The organism is Bacteroides difficilis (assembly GCF_048319815.1).
GTDB lineage: Bacteria > Bacteroidota > Bacteroidia > Bacteroidales > Bacteroidaceae > Bacteroides > Bacteroides zhangwenhongii.
In genome coordinates this window covers 3,467,760-3,492,758 of record NZ_CP182814.1, presented here as the reverse complement: position 1 = coordinate 3,492,758, position 24,999 = coordinate 3,467,760, and the positions used below count along the sequence as shown (strand labels likewise).

Genomic DNA, 24,999 nt, shown 5'->3' with positions numbered 1-24,999 from the left:
TAATTAAAATAAGAATGGATAAAAATACCATCACAGGTCTCGTTTTAATAGGTATATTGTTAGTAGGATTCAGCTTTCTGAGCCGTCCCAGTGAGGAGCAGATAGCTGCGCAAAAAAGATACTACGATTCTATCGCTCTTGTACAACAGCAGGAAGAGGCGCTGAAAGCAAAAACGGAGGCAGCACTGGCTAACAGCAAGAAAGAGGCGGCATCTGCTGCCGATTCATCCTCCCTGTTTTTCAATGCATTGCAGGGAACAGACTCTAAAGTCAGTATCCAAAACAATGTAGCGGAAATCACTTTCACAACCAAAGGCGGACGTGTCTATTCGGCCATGCTGAAGGATTACATGGCACAGGACAAGAAGACACCGGTTGTACTGTTTGACGGTGACGATGCATCGATGAATTTCAACTTCTATAATAAGGAAGGAGCTATCCAGACAAAGGATTATTTCTTTGAAGTGGCAAACAAGACGGATAGCAGTGTGGTCATGCGTCTGGCGGCAGATAGCGCAAGTTATATCGACTTTATCTACACGCTGAAACCGGACAGCTATCTGATGAACTTTGAAATCAAGGCGACAGGTATGACAGACAAATTGGCAAACACCAATTATGTGGATATCGACTGGTCACAACGTGCCCGCCAACTGGAAAAAGGATTCACTTACGAAAACCGCTTGGCAGAGCTTACTTATAAGATCAAAGGAGATGATGTGGATAATCTGTCGGCAGCCAAAGACGACAGCAAGACATTGGAAAACCGCATTGACTGGGTAGCTTTCAAGAACCAGTTCTTCTCTTCGGTATTCATTGCCGAGCAGGACTTCGACAAGGTTTCCGTGAAATCAAGAATGGAGCAACAGGGAAGCGGATATATCAAAGATTATTCTGCTGAAATGAATACTTTCTTCGATCCATCGGGTAAAGAGCCGACAGAGATGTATTTCTATTTTGGTCCGAACCACTTCAAAACGTTGAAAGCATTGGATAAGGGACGTGACGAAAAATGGGAATTGAACAGACTGGTATACTTGGGTTGGCCCTTAATTCGCTGGATCAATCAGTTTATCACAATTAACGTATTCGACTGGCTGTCGGGCTGGGGCTTGAGCATGGGTATCGTGCTGTTGATTCTGACCATCATGGTGAAGGTTGTGGTTTATCCGGCTACGTGGAAGACCTATATGTCATCTGCCAAGATGCGTGTACTGAAACCGAAAATCGACGAAATCAACAAGAAATATCCGAAGCAGGAAGATGCGATGAAGAAGCAACAGGAGGTGATGGGGCTTTACAGCCAATACGGGGTAAGTCCGATGGGCGGCTGTCTGCCGATGTTATTACAGTTCCCTATCCTGATGGCTTTGTTTATGTTCGTGCCGAGTGCTATCGAACTACGCCAACAGAGCTTCTTGTGGGCGGACGACCTTTCTACATACGATGCATTCATTACATTCCCATTCCATATCCCGTTCTTAGGCAACCACCTCAGTTTGTTCTGCTTGCTGATGACGGTGACTAATATTCTGAATACGAAGTACACAATGTCTATGCAGGATAATGGAGCGCAACCGCAAATGGCGGCTATGAAATGGATGATGTATCTGATGCCGATTATGTTCCTGTTTGTCTTGAACGATTATCCGTCAGGTTTGAACTACTACTACTTCGTGTCGACCTTGATTAGCGTAGGTACCATGATTCTGCTTCGCAAAACGACTGACGAAACAAAATTGCTGGCTATCCTGGAAGCGAAAAAGAAAGACCCGAAACAAATGAAAAAGACCGGATTTGCTGCCCGCCTGGAGGCAATGCAAAAACAACAAGAGTTATTGCAGCAGCAAAGACAGAATAAGAAATAAGGAAGAAAATCCTATTATATTCTGAAAGAGCCGGACATCCTACTTGGGTTGCCCGGCTTTCTTTCTCTAAAAATGAAATAAGATGAAAACAAAATATACTTATAAACAAATTTGGACAATAGCCTACCCTATCCTCATCAGTCTGATCATGGAGCAAATGATCGGTATGACGGACACTGCTTTTCTGGGACGTGTCGGGGAAATTGAACTGGGCGCGTCCGCCATTGCCGGTGTATATTATCTGGCTATTTTCATGATGGCATTCGGATTCAGTATCGGTGCGCAAATATTAATTGCCCGCCGTAACGGAGAAGGAAACTACAAGGAAATAGGACCGATCTTCTATCAGGGAATCTATTTCCTGCTGGCTGTTGCCGTCATTCTATTCACGCTGTCCATCGTATTTTCACCACATATTCTAAGGAATATCATTTCGTCACCACATATTTATGATGCAGCCGAAAGTTATATCCATTGGCGTGTGTATGGTTTCTTTTTCTCGTTTGTCATGGTGATGTTCCGTGCATTCTTTGTTGGTACGACACAAACAAAGACACTGACTCTGAACTCCATTGTCATGGTGCTTTCGAATGTGGTATTCAACTATATCCTGATTTTCGGTAAGTTCGGTTTCCCGCAACTGGGAATTGCCGGTGCCGCTATCGGTTCTTCATTGGCGGAAATGGTATCGGTGATTTTCTTTATCATTTATACCTGGAAGCGGATTGACTGCAAAAAATATGCATTGAATATATTACCCAAATTCCAAAGAAAAACATTGAAGCGGATTCTCAATGTTTCGGTGTGGACGATGATTCAAAATTTTGTTTCTTTGTCTACCTGGTTCATGTTCTTCCTGTTCGTAGAACATCTGGGAGAACGCTCACTGGCTATCGCCAATATTATCCGCAACGTATCGGGAATACCGTTTATGATTGCAATGGCTTTTGCCGCCACCTGCGGTTCGCTGGTCAGCAACCTCATCGGGGCGGGCGAACAAGATTGTGTTCGAGGAACCATCAGACAGCATATCCGTATCGGATACGTATTCGTATTGCCGATTTTGGTTTTCTTCTGTCTGTTTCCCGACCTGATTCTAAGTATTTACACGGATATGCCGGATCTAAGGGCTGCCTCTGTACCTTCATTATGGGTCTTGTGCTCCGCTTATCTGGTGTTAGTTCCCGCCAATGTCTATTTCCAATCGGTATCCGGTACGGGAAATACGCGGACTGCATTGGCAATGGAGCTTTGCGTATTGGCAATTTATGTAGCCTATGCCACGTACTTCATTCTCTATCTGAAAATGGATGTCGCTTTCTCTTGGACAACGGAAAGCGTGTATGGTACTTTCATCCTGCTCTTCTGTTATCAATACATGAAGAAAGGAAACTGGCAGAAAAAGAAAATCTAAATTCTTTTTTCACTATCTTCGCAAGAAAATAAACATTTTATAAAATATATGAGACAAGCTAATTTATTTATGATGTCGGCAGCAATGTTGTTAACTGCCTGCGGAGGAACCAAAGACGCAGGCAAAACGGATCAGGTGCTTATCAAGAAATCGGATATCAAGATCGAAGGGAAGCGTATGACTCCCGAAGCACTTTGGGCTATGGGACGTATCGGCGGATTCGCTGTATCGCCCGACGGAAAGAAAATTGCGTATACGGTAGCGTATTACAGTGTGCCGGAGAACAAGAGTAACCGCGAAGTATTTGTAATGAATGCAGATGGAAGCGATAACCAACAAATCACTCGTACCCCTTATCAGGAGAATGAGGTGACTTGGATAAAAGGGGGCAGCAAACTCGCATTCCTAAGCAATGATAGCGGTAGTAGTCAGCTTTATGAGATGAATCCGGATGGTAGCGAACGCAGACAACTGACTAACTACGACGGAGATATCGAGGGATTTTCCATCTCACCGGATGGCAAAAAGCTTTTGTTTATCTCACAAGTAAAGACTAAAGACAGCACAGTAGATAAGTATCCGGATTTACCTAAAGCTACGGGCATCATCGTTACCGACCTGATGTACAAGCATTGGGATGAATGGGTCACGATGGCACCGCATCCGTTCATTGCAGATTTTGATGGAAACAAAATTTCCAATGTCATAGACATTTTGGATGGCGAACCGTATGAAAGTCCGATGAGACCTTGGGGTGGTATCGAACAACTTGCCTGGAATACGACTTCGGATAAGGTGGCCTATACTTGCCGCAAAAAGACGGGACTGGAATATGCGATTTCTACCAATTCGGACATTTATATTTATGACCTGAACACAAAGAAAACGGAGAATATAACGGAAGAGAACAAAGGATACGATACCAATCCACAATATTCACCGGATGGGAAGTATATCGCTTGGCAAAGTATGGAACGTGACGGCTACGAAGCTGATCTGAACCGTCTGTTCATCATGAACTTGGAAACTGGCGAGAAGCGTTTTGTGAGCAAGGCATTCGAATCGAATGTAGATGCTTTTGTCTGGGGAGCAGATGCAAAAGTGATCTATTTCACAGGTGTATGGCATGGAGAGTCACAGATTTATGCGCTTGACCTGACAAACGATTCGGTAAAGGCTATTACTTCAGGAATGTACGATTACGAAGGGGTAGCTCTTTTCGGAGATAAGCTGATCGCGAAACGCCATTCAATGAGTATGGGTGATGAGATTTACACTGTGGCATTGGATGGTTCTACCACTCAACTGACACAGGAGAACAAACAAATCTATGACCAGCTGGAAATGGGTAAAGTAGAAGGTCGCTGGATGAAAACAACAGATGGCAAACAGATGTTGACATGGGTGATTTATCCTCCACAGTTTGATCCGAACAAGAAATATCCGACTTTGCTGTTCTGTGAAGGAGGTCCGCAGAGTCCGGTAAGCCAGTTCTGGTCTTATCGCTGGAACTTCCAGATTATGGCAGCTAATGATTATATCATCGTTGCTCCGAACCGTCGCGGTTTGCCGGGATTCGGTGTGGAATGGAACGAACAGATTAGCGGCGATTACGGTGGCCAGTGTATGAAGGATTACTTCACTGCTATCGATGAAATGGCAAAAGAGCCGTATGTGGACAAAGATCGTCTGGGATGCGTAGGTGCCAGCTTCGGAGGATTCTCCGTATATTGGTTGGCCGGACATCACGACAAACGGTTCAAAGCATTCATTGCTCATGATGGTATCTTCAACATGGAAATGCAATATTTGGAAACTGAAGAAAAATGGTTTGCCAACTGGGATATGGGAGGCGCATACTGGGAAAAACAGAATCCGGTGGCACAGCGTACGTTTGCCAACTCTCCTCACCTATTCGTAGAGAAATGGGATACTCCTATTCTCTGTATTCATGGAGAAAAAGACTACCGTATTCTGGCTAATCAGGCAATGGCTGCTTTTGATGCTGCCGTGATGCGTGGTGTTCCTGCAGAGTTGCTGATTTATCCGGATGAAAACCACTGGGTATTGAAGCCACAGAATGGAGTTTTATGGCAACGCACATTCTTTGAATGGTTGGATAAATGGGTAAAGAAAGCGCCGTCCAAATAAAAACGGTGCATATTCCTATAAAGTAAAAAGAAGGCTCTGTTCTCAATCTACTTGAGTTCAGAGCCTTCTCCATTACATTCAACCAAAATCCGCTAATTTTTACCTCGAATAAATATTTTCAATTTCTACAATATACATCTTATGGAAACCTCCATGAGCACCACCATACCACTTTTCTATTGATTCTTTATCCAAAAAACATTCCGGTTTGATAGCGTCAGCATAAAGTTTCTTACATTCCAGACTCAAACGTGCCTGCTCGAACAGGACATTACCTTTTTCTGTAAATACAGGTTTCAATCCGGTTTCTTTTACTTTATCTATATTACGTCCCGACTTGGAACCACAAACAGCGTGAATCTTCTTATTTTCTTCTCCTAAGAAAGAAAGTGTCAGGTGATCGTTCTCCTCCACAAACTCGTATGTATACCGTTCGGGACGGATAAAAACGAAAGCAACCGGTTTATTCCACAACCAGCCAATGCCACCCCAACTTGCTGTCATGGTGTTAAACTTCTCTTTTGTTCCCGCCGTTACGAGCATCCACTCTTTTCCGATTGCTTCGAAAAAGTTTTCTTTCAGGTCTTTTACTTCTAATTTCTTCATCTCTTTATTTGTATCTAAGTATTCTTATTTCTGTTTCCTCAATTTCACAATCTCTCCCAAATAAGGAATTTCCACAGAGATCTTCCGTTTCTTTGCCTCTGTTGCAAAGACTTTCGGGGGATCATGCAAAGGCTCGTCAGACAAATCGAATGTGCCATAATGCATGGGGATAGTAAGTCCTGCATGCATTTCTTCGGCAGCAGTCAAAGACTCGTGAGGCGATATATGATTGGGACGCATAAACCAGCGAGGTTTATATGCCCCGATACCCAACAAAGCGTAATCCGGTGCTCCGAACAGATCGGGAATCTCACGAAAGTGGCTGGAATAACCTGTGTCACCACTGTAATAAAGGGAGATTCCATCTCCTTGCAGCATGAAGGCTCCCCACAATCGCTGGCCGCCATCGCGTACGGAACGTTTGCTCCAGTGTTGTGCCGGTAGAAAAGTAATCTTCAATCCCTCATCTTCCATTTGTTGATACCATCCGGCTTCAATCACCTTCATTTCAGGAAACCATCCCTGAATCAGTTCACCGGTTCCCAATCCACAAAAGAGTTTCATTTGCAGATTATTCTTCAATAGGCGTGCTATACTCTGCTTGTCCAGATGATCGAAATGGTCATGGCTGACAAGTAGATAATCAATCCCTGTAAATATGTCAGGATTAGCGGGAAACTCGCTCTGTCTCTTCACAAAAGGAATACTGCCGAACACAGGATCGAACATGATTCGTTTACCTGCTAATTGCAGAAAGAAAGAATTATGTCCGAGCCATATCAGGGAATCTCCTACCACCGCATCCAATGAACGGAGATAACAAACTTTCGGATCCCATTTCACCGTTTTCTTCTCCTTGCGTTGGGGATTAGGCGAAAGACGCCATTTCAGTACACTCCCCATCCCCGGACGGAAGCGATGCTGCCGATTAAAAAAACGCCCGCGCACCATCGGATTTCCTCTCCAATAAGGGTTGACTGTCGCTAAACGTTCGTTTCTCCTAAAACATATATGTTCACCCATTTTTATTTCCTGAATACGTATTTACAAACTTACTAAAAATTTCTCGATTTACGATGAATTAGAGTAAACAAAAAATGTACCCCGGACACACTATCGGGGTACATTTACTTATAAAAGAATAAATATTATCCTTTTTTAATAGAATGAGACTTCGTTAAGAGCAGTGCAAGCCATACAAAGGCAGTTGCCAGCCAAGAGCTGAAAGATTAATAATCATGATGACTGCACCCAATATCCATAGAATCAATAGCGACCATTTCAAACCTGTTCCCATCGGTGACCAATGGAATAATTGCCGCAAGATAGTATACAAGAAAGCTCCTAACGGAATGCCGATGAGGGCAACTCCGGCAATCGTACCTAGCAGTGTCATCATTGGAGATACGGAAGCAACCGGCATCCAGTCGATGGCAGGCAGCATCTCGTAAAGCAGTGCTCCTCCGCTAACTGCCACGGCAATTGCTGCAAACACCAGTGCTACCAGTACAACGGCCAGTACGAACAAGACAGGGCAGCAGAGAATGACAAGAGCTACCAGAAATATTTTAAAGAGAACAGCAGCAATGGAAACAAATACATCGCCTATCTTTTGAAGAAAGGTACGAGGTTTGCCGGAATTCATATAGTTATTGACTCCGTCCGCTACGCGTTCGAAACCGTCTGTCACTGTTTTGCCAATATTCTCAATGGTCACTGCCTCCCCACGCATACTCAATTTTTCTGCGGCAGTACGGGCTTCCGGAATAACAAGCCATCCAATAATATAAAGTATAATCATCGGGCAATAAGGAACAAATACCAGGATAATCATCAATATACGTACCAATGTGATGTCCCAACCGAAGTAAGCTGCCAATCCTGCCGCTACACCTCCCAACAATTTATTATCCGGATCACGGAACCAGCGGCGTTGAGCAGAGGTTTGTGTACTGCCTTGATTAGCAGACGATGTTTGTTCCGTTCTTTTCTGTGAGTCCATATCCTCATCAGCAATTCCAAAGTCTTCCGGTTTGCCGACGCGGGCGATGATTTCTTCTACATCCGAAACTGTGATGACCTGTTTCCCTCCATTTACTTTCTCGGCAAACAGTTCGGCAATACGCATTTCAATATCGTTTACGATCTCTTCCGCACCCTCCTGTTTACGAAAGTAATGTTTGAGGTTAGACAGATAATTGTCTAACAATCGGTAGGCATCATCATCTATATGATAGACAATTCCTCCTAAATTTATGGTCAATGTCTTTTTCATTTTTATTTCTTCTTTTTCGGATTATCTATTGGCAATATGATTCACTGTTTCATTGAGTTCTTTCCAGGAAATTTCAAGTTCTCCCAAAAAGACTTCTCCCTGTTCGGTCAATTTATAGTATTTGCGGGGAGGTCCTTGGGTAGATTCTACCCATTCATAACTTAGCAGGTCGTCATTTTTCAGACGGGTAAGCAATGGATACAAGGTGCCTTCCACTACGATCAGTTGGGCTTCTTTCAATTTTTGAATGATATCAGAAGCATAAGAGGGTTCCTTGTGTAGCAAAAGCATGATGCAATATTCAAGCATGCCTTTCCTCATCTGTGATTTTACATTGTCTACTTTCATTATTCACTTCTTTTAGATGCACAAATATATGCATTACTTTAGTACCTTGCATTGCAAAGTACTATAAATTAATAATAATTAAAACATTAGAGACTCTCCACCTTATTATAGAAGGAAATAATGGCTATATTTGTGCCCATTAAACCAAGAATAGATAATAGATATGTTTACAATTCGAAAAGCAACAGTAGCCGATTGCGAGCTTATTCATAAGATGGCAAAGGAGGTATTCCCCGCCACCTACAAGGAAATTTTATCTCCCGAACAACTGGATTATATGATGGACTGGATGTATGCTCCTTCCAATGTGCGCAAACAAATGGAGGAAGAAGGACATGTGTACTCCATTGCTTATAAGGAGAATGAACCATGCGGATACGTTTCCATTCAACAACAGGAGAAAGATGTATTCCATCTTCAGAAGATATATGTTCTCCCCCGTTTTCAGGGCACGCATTGCGGCAGTTTTTTATTCAAGGAAGCAATCAAGTGTATCAAAGAAATACACCCGGAACCTTGTTTGATGGAGCTCAACGTAAATCGTAATAATAAGGCTTTGCAGTTTTACGAGCACATGGGAATGAGAAAGTTGCGGGAAGGTGATTTCCCGATTGGTAACGGGTATTATATGAATGATTATATTATGGGACTGGATATTTGATATACAAAAATGCCCCGGAACATTTATAATACTTGTTCCGGGGCATTTTGTTTATTTAGTTAATGGCTAGATTTTATTTCGCCACGCGCTCCAGCCATTTTACCATTGAAAGCATTACAATCATAGAAGCACCTGTTGCTCCGACAAATACCAACCAACAAGCCCAAATAGGAACAGTTGTATAAAGGATACCACCGATAAACAACAGTGAATTACCCACAGCTGTTGCAGCCAACCAGCAACCTTGCATCAATCCTTGCAAATGAGGAGGGGCTACTTTAGATACAAAAGATAATCCCAGAGGAGAGATGAACAGTTCGGCAACCGTAAGAATGAAATACAGGCCGATCATAATCCATGGAGTAACACGGATAGCATTGATTTCGGCAGCACTCATAGTGCCCAACACTTCTTTTGAAGGCAATGTAAAAGAGAATACCATCAAGAATACATACGCTAATGCAGCAATACCCATACCGATAGCGATCTTCATCGGAGTAGATGGTTCTTTACCGTTCTTCTTCATCGAACCGAACATCCACATGATAAACGGAGTCAGGAATACAACAAAGAACGGATTAACGCTTTGAAATATCTCAGCACCTTTGATCTGTGTAAAGCCCAAATCGATATTAATAACACTTAAATCCACATAATCACGTGCAAAATAAGTCAACGAATAACCGTTCTGATGGAAAGACAGCCAGAAGAAAATAACAACGCCAAATACTGCAAACAGAGCATAGATACGCTGTTTTATTTCAGTAGCACTCATTTGGATTTCCTCTTTATTCACAGTTGCAGTTCCTTTATCTGTTTTTGCTTTCGTTGCCGGATCCGGGAAGCGCTTCTTATTTGCCATATAAATAATCAACGAAATAATCATAGCACCGATAGCAGCCATAAAGGCATATTGGAAACCGCGATTAAATACATCAAGATAATTATTCACAAATACGCCCATATCCGTTACAGGAGTTTTATCCAAGACAACACTATTAGCTAACGTAGTCAGATTTTCCATAGCCTGTGGAGCCATATCTTTTCCTTTTTCCAAATATTGATGACATAACTCCGGCAAAGTGGCATCATAATCAAAGTTATTCACTTTCAACCACCAGTTACGCACACCGATAGCAATAAACGGTGCAAAAACAGCACCGATATTAATAAACATATAAAATATCTGGAAACCGGCATCACGAAGATTTGAATATTTAGGATCATCATACATCTGACCTACCAGGGCTTGCAGGTTTCCTTTAAACAATCCGTTACCAAAAGCAATCACTAAAAGTCCGAAACAAGTCAGCCCCAAATAAAGAGCCATATTAGGAACCGGAGTCGGAGTAGGAATGGCAATAATCAAATAACCGACAGCCATCAGTATTAATCCCACCAAAATAGTGCCTTTGAAATTTTTCGTCTTATCAGCAATAACACCTCCCGCTAAAGCCAAAATATAAATGGATGCGTAAAATGCGGAATAGATGTATCCGGTAGTCGTCTCGGACAATCCGAATTTCGCTGAAATAAATAACGTCAAAATCGCCATCATAATATAGAAGCCAAAACGCTCTCCCATATTAGCTAAAGCCGCAGCAATCAGACCTTTAGGGTGTTTACTGAACATAGATATAAGTTTTTAGAATTAATAATTGATTGAATTAAATAAATATTTCTTGCAAATATATACTTTTTCCTGAGTTTTTGCACAAATAATTTGTAAAACTAGTCTTCAAACAAACGACAAGTTTCCGCTCCGGATTCACGAATCAAATCGTCCGGAGCTATTTTTATTTGAAGCCCTCTTGTGCCGGCACTTACATAAATATACGGGAATTTCCGGCAAGTCTCATGAATATAGGTCGGAAAATGCTTCTTCATACCAATAGGGGAACAACCGCCACGGATATATCCGGTAAGCGGCAATAGCTCTTTCATAGGTATCAGGTCGCATTTCTTATTGCCGGAAGCCTTAGCCGCCAATTTCAAATCGACTTCGTGCTCTCCCGGAATAACACATACAAAATATCCGCTCTTATCACCGTGCAAAACAAGCGTCTTGAATACTTGTTCAATATTCTCACCCAAACTGGCTGCCACATGCACGGCACTTAAATCATTCTCATCTACCTCGTATGGGATTAACTCATATGTTATCTTTGCTTTATCCAACAAGCGGGCAGCATTTGTTTTATTGATTTTCATCTTCTATAAATTGGCATTTATTATTCAGATCATCAAGGTCACCATTCTTTGCAAAGTCAAAGTCCTAATTCTTCGCGAAGAAACTTTGGTGTATATCCTTTAGAACTCTTCGCAACTTCTTCGGGTGTCCCGCAACTAAGGAGTTCTCCCCCGCCTTTACCACCTTCCGGACCCATATCGATGATATAATCCGCCATTTTAATAACGTCCAGATTATGCTCGATAACGATAACTGTATTACCTTTATCGACTAGTTTGTTCAATACTCCCATCAGCACCCGTATATCCTCAAAATGAAGTCCGGTAGTCGGCTCATCCAAAATATAAAGTGTTTTGCCCGTATCCCTCTTCGACAGTTCCGTAGCCAGTTTCACACGCTGGCTCTCGCCACCGGAAAGAGTGGTAGAAGATTGACCTAACTTAATATAGCCCAATCCGACATCTTGCAGAACTTTAATTTTATTGAGAATCTGTGGAACATTTTCAAAGAATTCCACAGCACGATTGATTGTCATATCCAGCACATCTGCAATGGATTTCCCCTTAAAACGGACTTCCAACGTCTCGCGGTTGTAACGTTTGCCATGACATACTTCACAGGGCACATATACATCCGGAAGGAAGTTCATTTCAATCGTCTTATAACCGTTTCCCGAACACGCTTCGCAACGCCCGCCCGCTACATTGAAGGAGAAACGTCCCGGCTTGTAACCACGAATCTTAGCCTCCGGCAATCCAACGAACAAATTACGAATGTCCGAAAATACGCCTGTGTAAGTAGCCGGGTTGGAACGGGGGGTACGTCCCAACGGAGACTGGTCAACATCCACCACCTTATCTATATATTCTAGTCCTTCAATAGAATCGTACTCTAAAGGATCTTGCAAAGAACGGTAGAATTTCTGTGAAAGAATCGGTTGCAAGGTTTCATTAATCAAGGTGGATTTTCCACTTCCCGATACTCCTGTTACGCAAATCAGTTTGCCTAACGGGAACTCCACATCCACATTTTTCAGGTTATTTCCTTTCGCTCCTTTCAACAAGATAGACTTTCCGTTTCCTTTTCTGCGTTTGGCTGGAACTTCTATCTTCATCTGTCCGTTCAAGTATTGCGAAGTCATTGTACTGGTTTTCAGCATCTCTTGTGGAGTGCCTGCAAAAACCACTTCCCCACCAAGACGACCGGCCTTCGGTCCCATATCGATGACATAATCGGCAGCAAGCATCATATCCTTATCATGCTCTACCACGATCACGGAATTACCGATGTCCCGAAGTTCTTTCAAAGAATTGATAAGGCGCAAATTATCACGCTGATGCAGACCGATACTCGGCTCGTCGAGAATATACAACACATTCACCAACTGCGAACCGATCTGAGTGGCCAAACGGATACGCTGGCTTTCTCCTCCGGACAGACTAACGGAACTACGGTTTAAGGCAAGATAGTCCAACCCTACATCTAACAGGAACTTCAAACGTGTACGGATTTCTTTCAAAATCTCCACTGATATCTTTTTCTGCTTGTCGGAAAGAAATTCATCCACCTTCATCAACCAGTCGTACAACTCGTTGATATCCATATTCGCCAGCTCATTGATATTCTTGTCATGGATACGGAAATGCAATGCCTCCTTATTCAAACGGGCTCCCTTACATTCGGGGCAAACAGTGGTTTTAGCAAATTGCTCCGCCCATTTCTGCGCTGTTGCGGAAGCGTCTTTCTCCTGCAACATCTGGATGTACTTCACAACACCTTCATAGGTAACAAAATAGTCGGAGGAAGTACCAATCAGCGAGCTTTTGATCTTAATCCGTTCATCAGAGCCATAGAGAACTTCTTCGATGGCATCATCCGGCAATTCCTTGACCGGAGTTTTCAATGACGCGTCGTACTTTTCCAGCAAAGCACTGATTTGCCAGAAAATCATGGCATTTTTATATTTTCCCAGAGGTGCGATTGCCCCCTCATAAATGGATAATTCACGGTCGGGAATCACCTTATCCACGTCAATCTGATTGACAACGCCCAGCCCTTTACATTTCGGGCATGCTCCCTGCGGGGAGTTGAATGAAAAGTTATGCGGGGCAGGTTCGCGATAAGAAAGTCCTGTCACAGGACACATAAGACGTTTACTATAATGACGGATACTTTCCGACTGGGCATCTAAAATCATCATCAAGCCGTCTCCCTGACGCATGGCAGTCGCCACACTTTGTTTCAGCCGCCGGTCGTCTTTTTCGGTCACCACCAGTTTATCAATCACCACTTCCACATCGTGATTCTTATAACGGTCGAGCTTCATTCCATGCGTTACTTCACGCACTTCACCATCCACCCGGACATATAAATATCCTTTTTTTCGCACCTGCTCGAACAGTTCCCTGTAATGTCCTTTACGTGCACGAACCAGCGGGGCAAGCAAATAGATCTTCCTTCCTTTATAATCTTTCAGGATCAAGTCCAAAATCTGTTCTTCGGTGTATTTCACCATTTCCTCGCCGGACAAATACGAATAAGCTACTCCGGCACGGGCATATAGCAGACGGAGGTAGTCATAGATCTCAGTCGTCGTACCCACCGTAGAACGGGGATTCTTGTTCGTCGTTTTCTGCTCAATGGAAATAACCGGGCTCAGACCTGTGATTTTGTCGACATCCGGACGCTCCAGATTACCCAGAAAATTGCGGGCATACGCTGAAAAGGTCTCAATATAGCGGCGCTGCCCTTCTGCAAAAATCGTATCGAAAGCTAAAGAAGATTTCCCACTGCCGCTCAATCCGGTGATGACAGTCAGACTGTTACGGGGAATCTCAGCGTCAATATCCTTCAAATTGTGCACGCGCGCACCGTACACATTAATATATTCTGTTTCCTGCATATTCATATCCTTCATAAATGCTACAAAATTAATGTTTCCGCCCGAAATATGCTCCTAAAAAAGCACAATATTATTTTCTTAACTCAAATCTTATGAAGATATAGGGCATTATTCGTACCTTTGTTCCTTGATTTCAAGAACCAATAGTTATAATTTGATGAAACCGATAAACCGAATATTCTTATTTCTGCTTTTTATAAGCGTTTCATACGCTGTCAGTTATGCACAAGAGAATCAATCCTATTTCTTGCATACCATCGAAAAAGGACAAAGTTTATATTCTATATCCAAGATGTACAATGTCACAACATCGGATATTATCCGTTTGAATCCCGGTTGTGACGAGAAAATTTATGCCGGACAAACCATTAAAATTCCCAAAGGAAAAGAAAGCCAGAAAGGAGAAACATTCCATACGATTCAAGCCGGAGAGACACTGTATAAACTGACAACAATGTACAATATATCCGCTAAGGATATATGTGAAGCGAATCCGGGGTTGAGCGCTGAGAATTTCCGTATCGGACAGGTGATCCTTATCCCGCAAAAGGAGAAGGAACAGGTCGTTACCGTCCAAAAACCGACTGAGCAAAGTAATATTCAAGGTCCTGTGGTTCCCAGATGCAAAGAAATGCATAAAGTGAAACGCAAAGAAACAATCTTTAGCGTAAGCCGCGAATACGGAATCAGTGAAGAGGAACTGATTGCCGCTAATCCCGAACTTAAAAAAGGGATGAAAAAAGGACAACTTCTTTGTATCCCCTACCCGGCGGCAACAACCACGCAACCCACCCAAAAAGAAGATCCATACGCTATTCCTCCAAGTAACAGCGAACTTTTCCGCGAAAGTAAGGAGACTCCCAAGAAGATGTCGACCATTAAAGCCGCATTGATACTGCCTTTCCAGGAAGACAAACGTATGGTGGAATACTACGAAGGTTTTCTTATGGCAGTGGATAGTCTGAAACGTACAGGTACTTCTTTGGATTTATATGTATATGACAGTGGAAAAGAGGTTTCTACCTTGAATGCGATTCTTTCAAAGAACGAGATGAAGAAGATGGATGTTATTTTTGGCCCGATGCATCAGAACCAAATCAAGCCACTGTCTGATTTCGCAAAAAAGAATGATATACGTCTGGTGATTCCTTTCTCTCAGAAGGGTGAAGAGGTATTCAATAATCCGGCTGTTTATCAGATCAATACACCGCAATCCTATTTATATTCAGAAGTTTACGAGCATTTCACACGTCAATTTCCCAATGCGCATGTTATCTTTATCGAGCCTATCAGTGCCGACAAAGAAAAGGCTGAATTTATCAGTGGCCTGAAACAAGAGCTAAAGAATAAGGGCATCTCCATGCAAACGGTCAATGAGAATGCTACAAAAGAAACGTTGAAAGCAGCGCTCCGCAATGATAAGGAGAACATCTTTATTCCTACCTCAGGAAAAAATGTATTGCTTATTAAAGTACTCCCGCAATTGACGCTGTTAGTCAGAGATAATACAGGACAGAACATCCATTTGTTCGGCTATCCGGAATGGCAGACTTACACGAGAGATCATTTGGAAAGTTTCTTTGAACTAGACGTGTATTTCTATTCTTCGTTTTATACGAACACACTATTCCCAGCTGCCGTGCAGTTTACCAACGCTTACCATAAATGGTACAGTAAAGACTTAATCAGCAAGTATCCCAATTATGCAATGCTTGGTTTTGACACCGGATTCTTTTTCTTGAAGGGATTGTCACGTTATGGCTCGGAACTTGAAAATAATCTGTCTAAAATGAATCTGACTCCTATTCAAACCGGCTTCAAATTCCAACGTGTGAACAATTGGGGAGGATTTATTAATAAGAAAGTGTTCTTCATTCGTTTCACTAAAAACTTTGAATTAGTAAAACTTGACTTCGAATAATACGGAAAATGATAAAGATAAAACCATTTTTGATCGCAGGCCTTCTGCTAACAGGATTCACTCTCTCCGCCACTGCTCAGATCGGAGAGGCACGAAGCAATTTTTCTGTAGGTGTCAACGGAGGTGTCAACTTAAATAGTGTATCCTTCACTCCTACCATCAAACAGAACAGCCTGATGGGAATAACCGGAGGATTGACAGCCCGTTATATTTCTGAAAAGTATTTTGCCATGATTTGTGGGGCACAGGTCGAACTGAACTTCTCACAACGAGGTTGGGATCAATTATTTGAAATCGTGTCACTAGACGATAATGGAAATGAAGTGACTTCCAAAGATCCAAGTAAAACTTATACCCGCAAGATGACCTATATCGATATTCCTTTTCTTGCCCACCTAGCTTTCGGACGAGACAGAGGATTGCAATTTTTCATTCATGCAGGCCCGCAGATAGGCTTTTTGATCAGTGAATCGGAAACAATAAAAGGAATTGATATGAATGAGTTGTCAAGTACCCAAAAAGCGGTATACGGTACTAAGATTCAGAATAAATTTGATTATGGCATTACCGGAGGCGGTGGTGTAGAGCTTAGAACGAAAAAAGCCGGTAGTTTTATAGTGGAAGGACGTTATTATTTTGCCTTATCCGATTTCTACAAGACAACCAAAAAGGATTATTTTGCCCGTGCAGCGCATGGAACAATTTCAATAAAGCTCACTTATTTATTCGATTTGAAGAAATAAAATCCTCCTACACGAAAAAAAATTCCACATTTGCAATGCATCGTTTTAGAGATGCCAAAGCGTAGCTTTAGATAGCAAAAAGCATAGCTTTATAGGAGTTAAAGCTATGCTTTTTGTCTATTATATTATTAACGAATTACTCAGAGAGTATAGGGAAAACTTTATCTTAATCTATCCGCAGCCTTTACCATCACTTCATCACGTCCGATAGCACGAACAGCCAATATATTCAGAATAATGGAAACAAGCGGCAAACACAAAGCCCACCCCACCCGAAACATATTCGCATCATTCTTCAATGCAAAATAGAAAGCAAGAAAAGCAATGTAATAGCCTACCAGCAATAAGCTGTTGAAAATCGTCATACGTATCTGCAACATACGATTTTTATATAAAAAAATTGTAGCTACGGCAACAATAGTACTAAGCAATAAGATGCAGAATAAGCCCCATGTAGACTCGTAAGCACCGTTTATTTCTATTCCTAGAGCTTTAAAAGAGTGCTCTCCCATCGCATCAGTAAAATATCCCATCGGCAAGCACATTGCTGTAATCAGCAAACCTGTAACAATCAGTAAATAAACTGTTTGAATTCTTTGAATCATAAATAGTATAAATAGTAGTTGAGTTAAACAATAATAGCCAAGCAATAAGGAGCAGGGATTGTCATCCCACTTACTACTTGACTATCAATTCTTTCGTCAGAAAATAAATTACTGAAGTTTTTCCTTCTCTTTAGCCGGATTTCTATAATATATTTTCCCTTCGATGTATTCTTGCGTAGCAATCAGGTCTGGTTTCGGCAACTTCTCATAATAACGAGAAATCTCGATTTGCTCTCTATTTTCAAACACTTCTTCCATGTTGTCAGTATAAGAAGCAAACTCTGCCAATTTCTTAGAAAGATCGTTCTTGATTTCCACACTAATCTGATTAGCACGCTTACCAATAATGGCAACTGTTTCATAAACATTCCCTGTATCAGAGCAGAGTTCCATCATGTCACGGGTTACCGTTGTAGTAGGAGCATTCGTCTTTTTGTAGTCCATAAATCTATTTAAATTTAGTCTTTAATTACTTTCTGTGATTCATTGAAAATTTTCTCAGCCTCTTTCAGATATTTGCTTTCCGGAAACTCATTCTTAAAAGCATAATATTCATCGATTGTCTCACGATAACGATCCATTTTCTTATCTTCCACGCTATAAATAGCCATCTCATGCCTTGCACGCAGAATCAAGATGGAAAGTTCTTCGCGATAATCAGTATAAGGATAATCCTTCAGTGCATTTTGAGCCGTGATTACACAAGACTCATAGTTGTTGCCCAAATAATTACCCAAGTTATAATATAATTTGGCTGAATAAAGTTCTTTCAACACCAACTTATCCTGCAAAGCAAAAATCATATCCTGTGCCTCTTGCTTTTTACTACTGTTCGGGAAATATTCCATGAACATCTGCAATTGTTGGATAGCCTGATAAGTACTTGACTGATCCAAACGTGGCTCCGGAGTATCCAAAAATAACGCTTTACCTGCATGGAAACGTGCCAATTCAGTAAAAGTTCCACGGGGATATGTATTAAAATAGGTGATAAAAGTCTGAGCCGCAGTCTGATAATCTTTTTGATTATAATAACTCATGCCCAACATATACAAAGATTCTTCCGCTTTATCCGTTCCTTTAAGAATAGTAATCAATTCGTTCAACAAAGTAGCCGAACGGTTATACTGTCCTTTTGCAAAATAGTTTTTAGCGGCTTCGTACTTGTATTCGTAATCGGTGCTTTTCAGCAATTTATTATACTCCCCACATGAAGTGAGAGTAGCTGCCGCAAGCAAAGTTATAATGATATTTTTCTTCATCCTATTTTAAAATATTGCGCAAAGTTACTTATTCGCAGGGAATTTAGCAATTAATCTATGTTTTTTAATACATAAAAGGCGTTAAACATCGACAAATGGGGAGAAAAAGACGATTAAAGTTTATACAAATCGCTAGCCGCCAGCAGATCGACTTTCTTTTCTTTCAACACCTCAATACATTTATCCAGATTGCTAGGACGAATCACTACATTGGCCACATTATTATTGGCAAACGAGTACATATATTCGATAAATACCCCTTCAGCGGACAAATATCCCAATACAGTTGCCAAAGCTCCCGGCACATTAGGACAACTGATTCCGACCACATCGGTCACATTTACTGCAAAATGATTATCCTTCAAAGCTTTATATGCTCTATCCGGATCGGACACAATTCCGCGCAAAATACCGAAATCAGCATTTTCAGCGATGCACAAAGCAGAAAGATTGATATCTTCTTTCGCCAGCACTTCAGTCACTTCCGTCAAACGACCTGACTTGTTTTCCAAAAAGATAGAAAGTTGTTTTGCTACCATAATCGTAGAGTATTAATTTTAAGTTTTAAAGTTTTCTGTTATCAATCACCCGTTTCGCTTTACCCACACTGCGTTCAATGCTACGTGGTTCTACCAACTTCACATTGACCCCCAATCCGAGTACACTCTGCAGACGCGCACCCAATTTCTTCTTCAGAGCCAACATCTTATTGATTTCATCAGAATAGAATTCCGGCCGTACTTCTACTTGAAGTTCCATCGTATCGGTATTATTCTCGCGTCCCACTATCAGCAGATAATGCGGTTCAAATTCCGCCATTTCAAGAATAACGGATTCTATTTGTGTCGGGAATACATTGACACCACGAATAATCAACATATCATCACTGCGTCCCAAGATACGATCCATGCGTACCAATGTACGTCCACAGGAACATTTGTCATAATGTAGAGCGGTAAGGTCGCGCGTACGATAACGGAGCAGCGGCATACCTTCCTTTGTAAGGTGGGTAAACACCAGTTCGCCTGTTTGACCGGGTTCTACCGGCTGTAATGTATTCGGATCAATAATTTCGGGGAAGTAATGGTCTTCATTCAAGTGGGTTCCATGCTGGCATTCACACTCGTACCCCACACCCGGTCCGGCAATTTCACTCAATCCATAGATATCGTATGCCTTAATGCCCAGCTTTTCTTCAATCTCATGGCGCATATTTTCCGTCCAAGGTTCTGCACCGAAAGCACCGACTTTCAGCTTAAACTCCTCACGCGGATACCCCGAATCCTTAATCGCATCTGCCAGATACAGTGCATAAGAAGGCGTGCAACAAAGTACTGTCGAACCGAAGTCATGCATCAACGTTATCTGCTTTTCAGTATTACCGCTAGACATCGGAATCACAGAAGCTCCGATATTTTCGGCTCCGGCATGTGCCCCCAGTCCGCCTGTGAAAAGTCCATATCCGTATGATACTTGAAAAATGTCCGATCGGCCTGCCCCGTATGCGGTAAAGGCACGAGAAATACATTCCGCCCATGAAGACAAATCCTTACGAGTATAGCCGACAACCGTCGGTTTTCCCGTCGTACCGGATGAAGCATGGATACGTACGATCTGACTCATCGGCACAGCACAAAGCCCGAACGGATAATTATCTCTTAAATCATGTTTCGTGGTAAACGGCAGTTTCACAATATCATCAATGCTATTGATATCGTCGGGAGTGACTCCCATTTCCTGCATCTTCTTCCGATAGAAGGGTGTGTTGTGATAAACGTAATCTACAATTTTCTTGAGTCGTATGCTTTGAATCTTACGAAGACTCTCACGATCCATACACTCAATGCTCTCATTCCAAATCATGCTTTTCATTATTAAAATTAAAAAATAGAGAATCGAGAATGAAAGGGAATTATCTGCTTCTGCAATACTTTTTAATTTTCAATTCTCAATTTTCAATTATTTTGTTGCAAAGTAAAGGATTTATTTGGAAAAATGATTTGTAATCTCGATTATTTTGCCGAATATTGTTCCAATTTTAGAATTAACTATGAATTTTGAACTAACATCAGCTTATAAACCTACCGGAGACCAGCCGGAAGCAATCGCACAACTGACTGAAGGGGTACTTCAAGGAGTTCCCGCACAGACTTTATTGGGGGTCACAGGATCGGGAAAAACATTTACCATTGCCAATGTAATCGCTAATATCAATAAGCCGACATTGATTTTGAGTCATAATAAGACGCTGGCTGCCCAATTATATGGAGAGTTTAAGGGATTCTTTCCGAATAATGCGGTGGAATATTACGTTTCTTACTACGATTATTACCAGCCGGAAGCCTATTTGCCTAGCAGCGATACTTATATAGAAAAGGATCTTGCCATCAATGACGAGATAGACAAGCTCCGTCTCGCCGCAACTTCCGCCCTACTCTCCGGACGAAAAGACGTAGTAGTGGTCTCTTCCGTTTCCTGTATCTATGGTATGGGAAACCCTTCGGACTTTTATAAAAATGTGATTGAAATAGAACGGGGACGCATGATTGACCGCAATGTTTTCCTCCGCCGCCTGGTAGACAGTCTGTATGTCCGCAACGATATCGACCTTAATCGTGGTAATTTCCGCGTCAAAGGAGATACTGTGGATATTTATCTGGCATATACGGACAACCTGTTGCGCGTCACATTTTGGGGAGACGAGATTGATGGCATAGAGGAGGTAGACCCAGTCAGCGGAGTCACTGTCGCCCCCTTCGAGGCTTATAAGATTTATCCCGCCAATTTGTTCATGACTACTAAAGAGGCAACCCTCCGAGCCATTCATGAGATAGAAGATGATTTGACCAAACAGGTCGCTTTCTTTGAGTCTATCGGCAAAGAATATGAAGCGAAAAGACTATACGAGCGTGTCACATACGATATGGAAATGATTCGGGAATTGGGACATTGCTCCGGCATTGAGAATTATTCCCGCTATTTCGACGGTCGTGCTGCAGGTACCCGTCCTTATTGTCTGCTGGATTTCTTTCCGGACGATTTTCTGATTGTCATTGACGAAAGCCATGTCAGTGTTCCTCAGATCCGTGCAATGTACGGAGGCGACAAGGCACGTAAAATCAATCTTGTGGAGTATGGTTTCCGCCTACCTGCCGCCATGGATAACCGACCGTTGAAATTTGAAGAATTTCAGGAAATGGCGAAGCAAGTGATCTATGTCAGCGCTACACCGGCAGACTATGAACTCATCCAATCCGAAGGGATTGTAGTGGAACAGGTAATCCGTCCTACCGGACTGTTGGACCCGATTATTGAAGTACGCCCGAGCTTGAACCAGATCGATGATCTGATGGAAGAAATTCAACTGCGTATTGAGAAAGAAGAGCGTGTTCTTGTTACTACTCTTACCAAGCGCATGGCGGAGGAGCTAACTGAATATCTCCTCAACAATAATATAAGGTGTAATTATATTCATAGCGACGTTGATACTCTCGAACGTGTAAAAATCATGGATGACCTCCGACAGGGAATTTACGATGTGCTGATCGGGGTCAATCTGCTACGTGAAGGTCTCGATTTGCCGGAAGTATCTCTTGTAGCTATCCTTGATGCAGACAAGGAAGGCTTCCTTCGTTCCCATCGTTCGTTGACGCAGACAGCCGGACGTGCAGCGCGTAATGTGAACGGAAAAGTAATCATGTATGCCGATAAAATTACGGACAGCATGAGACTGACCATCGACGAGACCAATCGTCGACGAGAGAAACAGTTGGCATACAATGAGGCAAACGGCATTACTCCACAGCAGATCAAGAAAGCGAGAAACTTGGATGTATTCGGCAATGCTAATTCGGAAACAAATGAATTGCTGAAAGAAAAACAAGCCTATATTGAACCGACAACTCCGAACATTGCGGCAGATCCGGTAGTACAGTATATGAGTAAAGCACAAATGGAAAGGAGTATCGAACGTACGCGCAAACTAATGCAGGAAGCAGCCAAAAAGCTTGAATTTATTGAAGCTGCCCAATATCGTGACGAATTATTAAAATTGGAAGACTTAATGAAAGAGAAATGGGGATAGATTTCCCCACTTCTCTTCTATTACAAACTTGATTATCAAGCATAGAAAATCTTAACAAACCTGTATCACGGCATCCATTCCGTTAATTAGAGTTATAAAAACACTTATCAATGACTGATAATTTGCAAAGTTGCCGGAAGTCCGTATCTTTGCATTGTGTTTTTCATAGTATTAGATTTAAGGTTAACAAAGGTTGGAGCAAGGCGTTGCTCCTTTTTTTATGTCTATACGTTATCTTCGTATTCAAAGTGCTTTCTCAATCGCTTTCTTTATCAACGGTTCCATGATATCATATCCTTCACTGTTCGGATGTACTCCGTCTTTTGTATATTGAGGATTCAATGCTTGATTCTCAGAAACAACCAATGCTTGATAATAATCCACATACGGAATTTTATTTGCTTTTGCATAAGTCTCTATCCGATCATTTAAAGATTTAATCTTCTGAGGAGCATCTTTAATTTCCATTCTCCACTTGAATGCAGCGGCAGGAAGTACGGAAGTCAGAATAACTTTAATCTTATTCGCTTTAGCCAATTCGACCATGGAGATGATATTTCCAAACGTATAATCTTCATTATAAGCCTGTGTATTTTCGGCAATATCATTTGTTCCGGCATTAATCACTACTAAAGCAGGAGAAAGATTAATCACATCTTCCCGAAAACGTAACAAGAATTGATAAGAAGTCTGCCCACTGATTCCGCGACCAATATATCCATTTGTCTTGAAGAAGTCCGGATGAGTCCTTACCCAACCTTCAGTGATGGAATTTCCCATAAAAACAACCCGTTTATCTTTTTTTGTCGCTTGCGGAAGCGCAGCATTTTGTTTTGAATAACGAGCTAAATTTGCAAAATCCTTTTTCTGTGCATAGCTCTCTCCCATTGAGAAGCTTAAACAAATAATTGCCAACAGTAACCATTGATACATTCTTCTTTTATCCATATTTATATTAGGTATTAGTAATAGATATTGGACGCAAAGATAAAAAAATCTCTGTACATAGACAGTAAAATTCCGAATAACCGTTAAGACAGGAATGCATTTTCTTAATCTATGTTATATAACATGCATTTTTTTTTGGATTATTTGCGAATATCACAGAAGTCCGTATCTTTGCAATGTGTTTTTCATAGTATTAGATTTAAGGTTAACAAAGGTTGGAGCAAGGCGTTGCTCCTTTTTTTTATATCTATACGTATAGGATCTATCGTAAAATAGAAACAATCAATTCAAATAACTAAATCCAATGGAACAACAAATTCAACTCAACGATCACAATAAGCAGGAATATCCTCCTATGCATACAGCAGAGCATTTACTCAATGCCACCATGGTGAAAACCTTTGGCTGCCCACGTTCTCGCAATGCCCACATCGAAAGGAAAAAGAGCAAATGTGACTATATACTTTCGTCATGTCCGACAGCGGAACAAATCCAGTCTATTGAAGATAAAGTGAACGAGGCAATCAGTCAGAACCTACCTGTGACAGTTGAGTTTATGACTCATGAACAGGCCAAAGACATCGTAGATTTAAGTAAGCTACCTGCCGATGCAAGTGAAACTCTTCGCATTGTCCGCATTGGAGATTATGATGCCTGCGCCTGCATCGGATTGCATGTATCCAATACTTCTGAAGTGGGTACCTTTAAAATCATTAGTCATGATTATGACGAAGAAAGGCAAACACTAAGAATAAGGTTCAAACTGATCGAGAAGAAGTAAACAGGTTATCAAATTAATATCTATCTTATATAAAATAAATAAAAACAGAATACATTTTGTCACCTATATTGCAAATTTGGCATTATCACAATGACAAATAGACAATTTTAGTCTCCAAAAACTCTTGGCATAAGGTTTGCATTTATAGAAGCGAACAACGGTTCGAGAGCGGACGATGGAAGGCGGGACAACCGATACCATCGGAAGTGAAAATACCGAAGTTCAAAATTTATTAATTG

21 protein-coding genes are annotated in these 24,999 nt (G+C 41.6%); 8 read left to right on the top strand and 13 right to left on the bottom strand.

Annotated features, from left to right (window positions below; all coding sequences use genetic code 11):
* Positions 1–14 precede the first annotated feature (14 nt).
* From yidC to ACNOGP_RS13295, 3 genes are all read left to right on the top strand, one after another.
* Positions 15–1,868 (top strand): membrane protein insertase YidC, encoded by a 1,854-nt coding sequence (yidC, locus tag ACNOGP_RS13305; protein WP_143865627.1) that lies wholly within the window; start codon positions 15–17, stop codon positions 1,866–1,868.
* A gap of 82 nt (positions 1,869–1,950) precedes the next feature.
* A complete protein-coding gene (gene bexA, locus ACNOGP_RS13300; RefSeq protein WP_143865625.1) occupies positions 1,951–3,282 on the top strand; it encodes a multidrug efflux MATE transporter BexA in 1,332 nt (443 codons plus the stop codon).
* A 48-nt stretch (positions 3,283–3,330) separates the two neighbouring features.
* On the top strand, positions 3,331–5,433 hold the full coding sequence (locus tag ACNOGP_RS13295) for a prolyl oligopeptidase family serine peptidase (protein WP_418213000.1): 2,103 nt from the start codon (positions 3,331–3,333) through the stop codon (positions 5,431–5,433).
* A gap of 99 nt (positions 5,434–5,532) precedes the next feature.
* On the opposite strand, the gene ACNOGP_RS13290 is transcribed toward ACNOGP_RS13295, so the two are convergent.
* The 4 genes from ACNOGP_RS13290 to ACNOGP_RS13275 form a co-directional block, all read right to left on the bottom strand.
* The gene (locus ACNOGP_RS13290; RefSeq protein WP_029425934.1) at positions 5,533–6,039 is read right to left on the bottom strand and encodes a flavin reductase family protein; all 507 of its coding nucleotides are present in this window, start codon (positions 6,037–6,039) and stop codon (positions 5,533–5,535) included.
* A gap of 24 nt (positions 6,040–6,063) precedes the next feature.
* Positions 6,064–7,062, bottom strand: a complete 999-nt coding sequence (locus tag ACNOGP_RS13285; RefSeq protein ID WP_418212999.1) for an MBL fold metallo-hydrolase — start codon at positions 7,060–7,062, stop codon at positions 6,064–6,066.
* 154 nt (positions 7,063–7,216) lie between these two features.
* Positions 7,217–8,314 carry a PspC domain-containing protein gene (locus tag ACNOGP_RS13280; RefSeq protein WP_418212998.1) on the bottom strand — a complete coding sequence of 366 codons (1,098 nt, stop codon included), beginning with the start codon at positions 8,312–8,314 and terminating at the stop codon, positions 7,217–7,219.
* Positions 8,315–8,335: 21 nt separating this feature from the next.
* Positions 8,336–8,662 (bottom strand): PadR family transcriptional regulator, encoded by a 327-nt coding sequence (locus ACNOGP_RS13275; protein ID WP_007752390.1) that lies wholly within the window; start codon positions 8,660–8,662, stop codon positions 8,336–8,338.
* A 163-nt stretch (positions 8,663–8,825) separates the two neighbouring features.
* Between ACNOGP_RS13275 and ACNOGP_RS13270 the strand changes: the two genes are divergently transcribed.
* Complete coding sequence (locus ACNOGP_RS13270) at positions 8,826–9,323, top strand: GNAT family N-acetyltransferase (protein ID WP_004299981.1); 498 nt, start codon at positions 8,826–8,828, stop codon at positions 9,321–9,323.
* A 73-nt stretch (positions 9,324–9,396) separates the two neighbouring features.
* On the opposite strand, the gene ACNOGP_RS13265 is transcribed toward ACNOGP_RS13270, so the two are convergent.
* The 3 genes from ACNOGP_RS13265 to uvrA form a co-directional block, all read right to left on the bottom strand.
* On the bottom strand, positions 9,397–10,956 hold the full coding sequence (locus ACNOGP_RS13265; RefSeq protein ID WP_143866817.1) for a peptide MFS transporter: 1,560 nt from the start codon (positions 10,954–10,956) through the stop codon (positions 9,397–9,399).
* 98 nt (positions 10,957–11,054) lie between these two features.
* A complete protein-coding gene (gene ybaK, locus ACNOGP_RS13260) occupies positions 11,055–11,534 on the bottom strand; it encodes a Cys-tRNA(Pro) deacylase (protein ID WP_007761220.1) in 480 nt (159 codons plus the stop codon).
* Positions 11,535–11,590: 56 nt separating this feature from the next.
* A complete protein-coding gene (uvrA, locus tag ACNOGP_RS13255) occupies positions 11,591–14,416 on the bottom strand; it encodes an excinuclease ABC subunit UvrA (protein WP_195476791.1) in 2,826 nt (941 codons plus the stop codon).
* A 157-nt stretch (positions 14,417–14,573) separates the two neighbouring features.
* Between uvrA and ACNOGP_RS13250 the strand changes: the two genes are divergently transcribed.
* Together ACNOGP_RS13250 and ACNOGP_RS13245 are read left to right on the top strand one after the other, a co-directional pair.
* Positions 14,574–16,337 carry a LysM peptidoglycan-binding domain-containing protein gene (locus ACNOGP_RS13250; RefSeq protein WP_418212997.1) on the top strand — a complete coding sequence of 588 codons (1,764 nt, stop codon included), beginning with the start codon at positions 14,574–14,576 and terminating at the stop codon, positions 16,335–16,337.
* A gap of 8 nt (positions 16,338–16,345) precedes the next feature.
* Complete coding sequence (locus ACNOGP_RS13245) at positions 16,346–17,080, top strand: porin family protein (RefSeq protein WP_017143043.1); 735 nt, start codon at positions 16,346–16,348, stop codon at positions 17,078–17,080.
* Between the two features lie 161 nt (positions 17,081–17,241).
* Here ACNOGP_RS13245 and ACNOGP_RS13240 read toward each other — a convergent pair whose 3' ends face one another.
* The 5 genes from ACNOGP_RS13240 to ACNOGP_RS13220 form a co-directional block, all read right to left on the bottom strand.
* Positions 17,242–17,685, bottom strand: coding sequence for a DUF4293 domain-containing protein (locus tag ACNOGP_RS13240; protein ID WP_143866821.1), 444 nt, complete (start codon positions 17,683–17,685; stop codon positions 17,242–17,244).
* A 108-nt stretch (positions 17,686–17,793) separates the two neighbouring features.
* Positions 17,794–18,129 carry a DNA-directed RNA polymerase subunit omega gene (locus ACNOGP_RS13235; RefSeq protein WP_007752374.1) on the bottom strand — a complete coding sequence of 112 codons (336 nt, stop codon included), beginning with the start codon at positions 18,127–18,129 and terminating at the stop codon, positions 17,794–17,796.
* A 14-nt stretch (positions 18,130–18,143) separates the two neighbouring features.
* Positions 18,144–18,947, bottom strand: coding sequence for an outer membrane protein assembly factor BamD (locus tag ACNOGP_RS13230; protein WP_143866823.1), 804 nt, complete (start codon positions 18,945–18,947; stop codon positions 18,144–18,146).
* Between the two features lie 113 nt (positions 18,948–19,060).
* Positions 19,061–19,486: an amino acid-binding protein gene (locus tag ACNOGP_RS13225; protein WP_007761230.1), complete on the bottom strand. Its 426-nt coding sequence runs from the start codon at positions 19,484–19,486 to the stop codon at positions 19,061–19,063.
* Positions 19,487–19,511: 25 nt separating this feature from the next.
* On the bottom strand, positions 19,512–20,810 hold the full coding sequence (locus ACNOGP_RS13220; RefSeq protein ID WP_007761233.1) for a phenylacetate--CoA ligase family protein: 1,299 nt from the start codon (positions 20,808–20,810) through the stop codon (positions 19,512–19,514).
* Positions 20,811–20,997: 187 nt separating this feature from the next.
* Here ACNOGP_RS13220 and uvrB point away from each other — a divergent pair, with 187 nt between their 5' ends.
* Entirely contained in the window at positions 20,998–23,031 is a 2,034-nt protein-coding gene (gene uvrB, locus ACNOGP_RS13215) for an excinuclease ABC subunit UvrB (protein ID WP_272719479.1), read from the top strand.
* Positions 23,032–23,274: 243 nt separating this feature from the next.
* On the opposite strand, the gene ACNOGP_RS13210 is transcribed toward uvrB, so the two are convergent.
* Entirely contained in the window at positions 23,275–23,979 is a 705-nt protein-coding gene (locus tag ACNOGP_RS13210; protein ID WP_270539757.1) for an SGNH/GDSL hydrolase family protein, read from the bottom strand.
* A 304-nt stretch (positions 23,980–24,283) separates the two neighbouring features.
* On the opposite strand from ACNOGP_RS13210, the gene ACNOGP_RS13205 reads away from it, so the two are divergent.
* Complete coding sequence (locus ACNOGP_RS13205) at positions 24,284–24,760, top strand: hypothetical protein (protein ID WP_186968159.1); 477 nt, start codon at positions 24,284–24,286, stop codon at positions 24,758–24,760.
* Positions 24,761–24,999 lie beyond the last annotated feature (239 nt).